This is a genomic window from Limnospira sp., from assembly GCF_051859755.1.
Taxonomy (GTDB): domain Bacteria; phylum Cyanobacteriota; class Cyanobacteriia; order Cyanobacteriales; family Microcoleaceae; genus Limnospira; species Limnospira fusiformis.
The window spans coordinates 1-5998 of sequence record NZ_JBIMLI010000115.1; the positions used below are offsets into that span (position 1 = coordinate 1).

The 5998-nt window shown below is 43.8% G+C and carries 8 protein-coding genes and 1 pseudogene; 4 read left to right on the forward strand and 5 right to left on the reverse strand.

The window, feature by feature from the left end; translation table 11 throughout:
• Nucleotides 1–47: helix-turn-helix domain-containing protein (locus tag ACTIE0_RS17610; protein WP_439516945.1), on the reverse strand; the 47-nt coding region annotated here is incomplete at its 3' end.
• 9 nt (nt 48–56) lie between these two features.
• On the opposite strand from ACTIE0_RS17610, the gene tnpA reads away from it, so the two are divergent.
• The gene (tnpA, locus tag ACTIE0_RS17615; RefSeq protein ID WP_006669757.1) at nt 57–494 is read left to right on the forward strand and encodes an IS200/IS605 family transposase; all 438 of its coding nucleotides are present in this window, start codon (nt 57–59) and stop codon (nt 492–494) included.
• A 35-nt stretch (nt 495–529) separates the two neighbouring features.
• Here the strand turns inward: tnpA and ACTIE0_RS17620 are convergent, their stop codons facing one another.
• Nucleotides 530–733 (reverse strand): hypothetical protein, encoded by a 204-nt coding sequence (locus ACTIE0_RS17620; protein WP_006625873.1) that lies wholly within the window; start codon nt 731–733, stop codon nt 530–532.
• 201 nt (nt 734–934) lie between these two features.
• Between ACTIE0_RS17620 and ACTIE0_RS17625 the strand changes: the two genes are divergently transcribed.
• The 3 genes from ACTIE0_RS17625 (at nt 935) to ACTIE0_RS17635 (ending at nt 4431) form a co-directional block, all read left to right on the forward strand.
• Entirely contained in the window at nt 935–1705 is a 771-nt protein-coding gene (locus ACTIE0_RS17625) for a pentapeptide repeat-containing protein (protein ID WP_006669756.1), read from the forward strand.
• Between the two features lie 65 nt (nt 1706–1770).
• Nucleotides 1771–3516 (forward strand): hypothetical protein, encoded by a 1746-nt coding sequence (locus ACTIE0_RS17630; RefSeq protein WP_006625871.1) that lies wholly within the window; start codon nt 1771–1773, stop codon nt 3514–3516.
• A gap of 246 nt (nt 3517–3762) precedes the next feature.
• Nucleotides 3763–4431, forward strand: a complete 669-nt coding sequence (locus ACTIE0_RS17635) for a response regulator transcription factor (RefSeq protein WP_006625870.1) — start codon at nt 3763–3765, stop codon at nt 4429–4431.
• On the opposite strand, the gene ACTIE0_RS17640 is transcribed toward ACTIE0_RS17635, so the two are convergent.
• The 3 genes and pseudogenes from ACTIE0_RS17640 to ACTIE0_RS17650 all read right to left on the reverse strand — a co-directional run.
• Nucleotides 4424–4906: a low molecular weight protein-tyrosine-phosphatase gene (locus tag ACTIE0_RS17640; protein ID WP_006669755.1), complete on the reverse strand. Its 483-nt coding sequence runs from the start codon at nt 4904–4906 to the stop codon at nt 4424–4426. The two genes, ACTIE0_RS17635 and ACTIE0_RS17640, sit on opposite strands and share 8 nt — an antisense overlap.
• Nucleotides 4907–4957: 51 nt before the next feature.
• Nucleotides 4958–5674, reverse strand: a complete 717-nt coding sequence (locus ACTIE0_RS17645) for a Uma2 family endonuclease (protein ID WP_111893536.1) — start codon at nt 5672–5674, stop codon at nt 4958–4960.
• A gap of 109 nt (nt 5675–5783) precedes the next feature.
• Nucleotides 5784–5998, reverse strand: a pseudogene (locus ACTIE0_RS17650) (Uma2 family endonuclease); the annotation flags it as partial.

Consider the following 5998-nt stretch of genomic DNA (forward strand, 5'->3'; position numbering starts at 1 on the left):
TATTGTTGGTCTGTTGGGTAAATTCGATATCGATATCTTAGCTTCATACTGTAAAAATGTATGAGTCTGCATTAATTATAGCTAGGAGTCTGGTAGATGTCAACCCTTTGACGAAAAGAGCGTCTGTTTCGGATTTAAAGATTCATTTGGTCTGTGTGACTAAGTATCGTCGCCAAATCTTGACAGTGGAGAGCCTGATGTTAATCCTGAAGTATTTTCGAGAAGTGGCTGAAAAAATGAATTTTCAAGTGCTGGAATTTAATGGGGAGTCAGACCATATTCATACCTTAGTTGAATACCCTCCTCAACTCTCTATTTCTGTCATAGTAAATGCTTTAAAAGGATTTGCCAGTCGTAGATATGGGCAAGCCAGATTCCCTAAACTCTACGGAAAAGAATCTTTATGGTCGCCTAGTTATTTTGTATCTTCAAGCGGTGGCGCACCATTAGAGGTTCTGAAGTCTTACATTAAAAACCAAGAAAAGCCGTCGTAGAACGACGGGGTTTTCAACCAAAAATTTTCGATAATTTACTCAACAACGTGGAGTAATCCCCGACGTAGGCGATCGAATACTTCGTTAATGCAGTCGTGTTCTTCATCACTCAGACATTCCTTGGATAGAAGCAAGTACATAAGTTGCTTTTGGTCCTCGCGGGTGATCTTGCGAGAAACAAAAATGCGATCAATTAGAGCATCGAGATTGTTAGATGAGGGTGAGAATTGCGCCAGCATGGGAACTCATATAACGCTATGTAGCTATTATCTTACGTTCTGGGGATTATGGAAGTGATAGAGCGCGTCAGCCATTGTGATTGTGATCAATATTAAACCTGATTGAGATCACAATTGCCGCATATATACCACCCAAGTCATGGGCGGAAAATGGTATAGAATAAAGGTTCATGAACGCTTACTCGCTACCGGAGATCTTCGATGAAATTCCCAATTCTAACGATGATTACCCTGTCGATTGCTATCCTACCAATGGCTCCGGTCCAGGCTAGTAATTTACAGGAGATCCGACAACTCCTATCAACTAAAGAATGTCCAAACTGCAATCTGACTAATGCGGGCTTGGTGTTAGCAGATCTCAGCGGCGCGAACCTCAGCGGGGCTAACCTGACTGGGGCTAACCTGAGTCGTGCTAACCTGACTGGGGCTAATCTGACTGGGGCTAACCTGACTGGGGCGAGTTTATTTGGGGCTAACCTGACTGGGGCGAACCTGACTGGGGCGAACCTGGCGGGGTCGGATTTGCGAGGCGCTTATTTGGCTAATGCGATCGCCCTTGAGGCTAATATTACTGAGGCTCAATTAATTGGAGTGGTGGGACTCCCGACTAATATTGGCAACGCCGAGGATTTCTATCGCCTGGGAGTTAAAGAAGCCTTGGAAGGGAACTATAAAAATGCCATAGACCACTACAACCGCGCCCTGAGTCTCAATCCTAACCTGGCGGCGGCTTATTTTGCTCGCAGTATGGCTTGGGCTGATAGTGGTGATTTAAATAGAGCCATGTCGGATGCTAAACAGGCTCAAGAACTATATAATAGATGGGGGAGCCAGGAAGGGCAGGAAATTACTGCTCAGTTGATTGAAATTATCGAATTTCGTCAAAATCCCCAGGAACTTAGAGCCCGTAATGGCGGGGTTATGGGACTTCTGGAAAGTGCTACTCCCCTACTGTTAAGATTTCTGTTCTAAGAAGCAGAAATAATTGAGTGAAGACTACTGTTGGTTTAATGCGAGTTGTGATGGAGTTGTAGACTATGGGCGATCGCCAAAATCAATCTTTTTGGGATTCCGTAAACCAGAAAGTATCCGGTCTGCCTAAAAATTGGAGTCAACCCGCATCAGGGTTGGGTAAATCCCTGAGCGATCGAGCCACGGAAACAGCTCGAAAAACAGCAACTGAGATAGGGGATTCGATTACTCATCGCGCTTCCGAAGTGGGGAAAGCCGCAATACATACAGCCACCAATTCTGGGGCTTCTGTGGTGAAACGCGCTCAAGGATGGGTGGAAAATATTTATCCAGAAGCCGAGGACGAAATCCCCACTAATCCAGAATATGACTGGAGTACAGATGAGCTTTATCATATTTTTGTCCCGGCTCCAATTGCCACCAATGGGGGGACTCAAATGGTTATGGTAAAAACAGGTAAAAGATATGAAGTGAAAATCCCACCCCATAGCTCAGAAGGTGCTAATCTGCGTCTGAAAGGGTGTGGATTGCAGGGAGAGGATGCCTTTTTAATTTTGCATACTTTACTCAACCAGCCCTCTGATAATATTGACCGTAAAATCAACAACCTGATTGTACAATCTCCCATTCATGACCGCAGTAAAGTTAGATGTTTTCAGGCTTATAATAATCTGCAATCAGGCTCGGCTATCACAGACCCTAATACCCTCAATTTGCTGGATTATTTGTTTCTGTCTTCTCCTGTATATTCCGAGTTAAGTCAGCGCTATCTTATTGCTAGTTATAATTCCCGATTAATGGCTATTGAAAAATCTATTGAGTCAGCCTTAAATGCAGGTCAATTAGAACTAACAGAACAACGAGATATCCGCAGCACTTATCAATATTTGCGTGCCGGGGAGATGGTTACTAATTTAGACAACCTCACTCGTCTGGATGCGATAGTTTTGCATTCCTCCCTCCCTAAGATTATCAAACAATATTATCTGAGATCTAGTGCAATGGCTTGGTCAATGACTGTAGATGCCATAATTATTAGTAGTATTAATACCTGCCAGACCATTGCACAGGAAGAACGACCAGATTTTTTATCTGTATTTACCAAGTTTCGTCAGGGAAAAAACATTCAGAATCAGCCCCTATTCAAACGCTTTGAGGCTTGGATAGCACAAGCTGAAATTCCCCAAGTGTGTCAGGTGATTTTTTACCTATGGCGAGAAGGTAGCTTTCAGCTGCACAGTGAATTACCATCAGACCATTGGGAACAGTCCTGGAAAGCGATCGCTACTGCTAAAGCCTATATAAACGAGACCCAACCCCAACAGAGACCTTCAGCCAACTTCCCACCCATTGAAGTTTTACCTGGAACTCTAGCCGAGTCGGCTTATAACAGTGTCTCCCGTGGTGGTTTGGGTCTGTTATCGGGAATGCCAATGCTAGAGGGGATAACTGGATTAATTGGGACAGCAGCCCTGGTGGCGATCGCCCAAGTAGCCTTACTCCCCGCTACCGAAAAAATGGCCTTGGGTATAGGTCATAATAGCGATCGCACCACCACAGCCACAGGTAAAAATTGGCAAGCTGTGGGTTCCTTTGGAGACACACCCAACCCTCGATCTAGTAAATTATCTGGCTTACCCGCCTATAGAGACATGATCACAGAACTCCAAGGCTTACAAGCCATAACTCAGCCGGGGGAGTGGCTGCCGGAAAGAGTGTTATCTTCTCAATTTGATGTGAGACAATTATTTACATATCAGAAAACCCGCCAGCAAACCATCAAAGTCTTGGAAACCCAGATGTATGCCTAATCATACAGCCCCCTGCCATGCCACTGATCAGTACAGGGATAAATACTTATCCCTTAAGCTATCCACTTGTCAACTACATATAATGTTAAAATAAACAATCCCAAATAATCATTTAAGTAGTGGCGATTTGAGGATAGCTACAGCATTTGGTATTAACTTCCTAGTTGGTGAGGTGTTTTTTGTGAGTCAGCCTATCTCTAAAACCCATAGAGAATCTAAATCTCTAGTCTTTTATCTCCAGTTCCTATGCCTTTGACACTTCTAGTCGTTGATGATGATTTGGGAACTCGCCTTTCGATTAGCGATTATCTGGAAATGTCAGGATATATGGTCATTTCTGCCACCAATGGTCAGGAAGCACTCGAATTGGTAGAAAAGCATCAACCACACCTGATAGTAACAGATATTGCCATGCCAGAAATGGATGGTTTTGAGCTAGTCAAGCGAGTTCGTTCCCAACCTGGTTTCCGTTTGTTACCAGTGATTTTTTTAACCGCTCATACCAGTACCGAAGAGCGGATTCGGGGCTATCAACTCGGGTGTGATAATTATCTCCCTAAGCCTTTTGAATTAGATGAGTTAGGTGTAGTGATTAGGGCGCTTTTAGAGCGATCGCAACTCATTGAAGCAGAATGGAGGTCTCGGATTAATGAACCCCTATCAAACCATACCAGTCCCCGTTATAAACGGCATCATTTTCACAGTTTATCAACTACCAACATTCATCTCACCGAACGAGAACAACAGGTTTTGAACCTACTTACAGAAGGATTATCCAACGTCAAAATCGGAAATTCTCTGCATCTGAGTTCTCGCACTGTCGAAAAGTATGTTAGCAGTTTACTCCGCAAAACTGACAGCAGTAACCGCGCTGCACTGGTACGGTTTGCCTTGGAAAATGACCTAATTAATTAACCGATGGTTGATTAACTACAAATTCTAATAAGCCTTCACAGGCATCTAGTAGCAAATCAATCACCTGATTAAAACCTTCCGGGCCACCATAGTAGGGATCGGGAACTTCTTTGAGGGTATGATGGCTACAGAAATCGCACATTAGCTTAACCTTATCACCATATTTTTTCCCTCGATCAAGATACAGAATTTGCTGATAATTGTCCTGATCCATCGCCAAAATTAGATCGAAATTATCAAAATCGGAGGCGGTGAACTGACGAGCAGAACCCTTGAGGACAATGCCTCGTTTTTTCGCAGCCATAGTCATACGAGGATCAGGGGCCGAACCAATATGATAGCCTGATGTCCCCGCCGAATCACAGACAATGCGATCGCTCAAATTAGCCTCTTCGATCAGATGATTCATAATATTCTCGGCTGAAGGCGATCGACAAATATTTCCCAGACAAACAAATAACAATCTATAGGACATAGTTGGAAACACGATTTTTGACTATGGCACTAACGCCATAATTATATAATTTCACATAATTTCATTCGGATCAATTCCCAATTCCTGTAAACGAGCTGCTAGGCGATCGGCTCGTTGTCGTTCCCGTTCCGCTCGTTCTTCACCAGATAACAGTAAATTACCATCACTATCCCACCAACGCAACCAAGGTAATTCCACGTTCTGATATATTCCCGACCAGATACCTAACTCTACTCCCATTTCGGGAATTGGGTAATGATTGCGGTTATTTGGGGTTAGCAACTCATAGAAACTACCCTCTAAACGATACACTTCTACCTGAGATTTTTCCACTTCATAGATGGCATAATACGGCGTTCTTATTACCGTTTCATAAATCCAAAACTTGCCTTTCCAAGCGGTTTTATCCCGTTCTTCTGAACCATCCCCAGATACAAATTCGATGATGATTTGGGGACGGATTAATTCTTGCCACAATACATAAGACCGTCGCAGTTTACCATTGAGGGTCGGGGGAACATTCGCCACATAAAACCAGTCCGGTGCTTCCGCTCCTTTTTGGGGTGGGTCTGTAATGCGCCAGTAAATCCCACTATCTTGACCAATGCAATATTGTCCGTCTGGATGTATTTGATTAAGAACCGGACGAATAGAATCGGTTAATAGGATACTTTGGGGGTGTTCTTGAAAGTTTTTCACAAAGGTTCCGTCTTCACAGGGAAGTTGGGTATGATCCGGTAGAGTCGTTAAAGATTCGGTGGCAGTCATATACAAGAGAACCGATAGTTCTGACTTGACTATAGCATATCTGACAAGGCGATCGCTCCTCTCCTTCTCTTCTCCACTTCTATGACACTAAAGCCCAAATTGGATAATTTCAGATGATTTCATTAGGATCAATTCCCAATTCCTGTAAACGAGCTGCTAGGCGATCGGCTCGTTGTCGTTCCCGTTCCGCTCGTTGTCGTTCCTGTTCCGCTCGTTGTTGTTCCCGTTCCGCTCGTTCTTCACCAGATAACAGTAAATTACCATCACTATCCCACCAACGCAACCAAGGTAATTCCACGTTCTGATATATTCCCGACCAGATAC

What these genes read in the sequence shown, in the direction of transcription:
- ACTIE0_RS17625 (WP_006669756.1), top strand. Translation starts at nt 935, where the DNA reads ATGAAATTCCCAATTCTAACGATGATTACCCTGTCGATTGCTATCCTA.
- ACTIE0_RS17645 (WP_111893536.1), bottom strand. Translation starts at nt 5,674, where the DNA reads ATGACTGCCACCGAATCTTTAACGACTCTACCGGATCATACCCAACTT.
- tnpA (WP_006669757.1), top strand. Translation starts at nt 57, where the DNA reads ATGTATGAGTCTGCATTAATTATAGCTAGGAGTCTGGTAGATGTCAAC.
- ACTIE0_RS17630 (WP_006625871.1), top strand. Translation starts at nt 1,771, where the DNA reads ATGGGCGATCGCCAAAATCAATCTTTTTGGGATTCCGTAAACCAGAAA.
- ACTIE0_RS17635 (WP_006625870.1), top strand. Translation starts at nt 3,763, where the DNA reads ATGCCTTTGACACTTCTAGTCGTTGATGATGATTTGGGAACTCGCCTT.
- ACTIE0_RS17640 (WP_006669755.1), bottom strand. Translation starts at nt 4,906, where the DNA reads ATGTCCTATAGATTGTTATTTGTTTGTCTGGGAAATATTTGTCGATCG.
- ACTIE0_RS17620 (WP_006625873.1), bottom strand. Translation starts at nt 733, where the DNA reads ATGCTGGCGCAATTCTCACCCTCATCTAACAATCTCGATGCTCTAATT.